Raw genomic sequence first — 217 nt, 5'->3', positions numbered from 1 at the left:
TCATCAGCCGGCTGGCCGGTCAGGGGCCTTGCGTAATTGTGGGCCGCTGTGCCGATTACATTCTGCGGGACAAAGCTGATTGCCTGCGGGTATTTATCCACGCCGATGCCCAGTGTACCGCTGTTCAGCGTCAGGTCGTAGTTCTGGGCGTGGCCCCATTTCATGTTGGTGTAAAAGCGGTGGTAGGCAGCACGGCGTTTGTCCTTGTCACGCAGGC

Annotated in this window: 2 pseudogenes; one reads left to right on the top strand and one right to left on the bottom strand. The window is 59.0% G+C overall.

Going from position 1 to position 217, the window contains the following annotated elements:
* Positions 1–113, top strand: a pseudogene (locus H6B10_RS18565) (cytidylate kinase family protein); the annotation flags it as partial.
* 48 nt (positions 114–161) lie between these two features.
* On the opposite strand, the pseudogene H6B10_RS18560 reads toward H6B10_RS18565, so the two are convergent.
* A pseudogene (locus H6B10_RS18560) lies at positions 162–215 on the bottom strand (hypothetical protein); the annotation flags it as partial.
* Positions 216–217: the final 2 nt, after the last annotated feature.

Origin of the sequence: Gemmiger formicilis, assembly GCF_016901605.1 — a bacterium.
Classification (GTDB): Bacteria; Bacillota; Clostridia; order Oscillospirales; family Ruminococcaceae; genus Gemmiger; species Gemmiger formicilis_B.
This window is presented reverse-complemented; position numbering and strand designations above follow the sequence as displayed.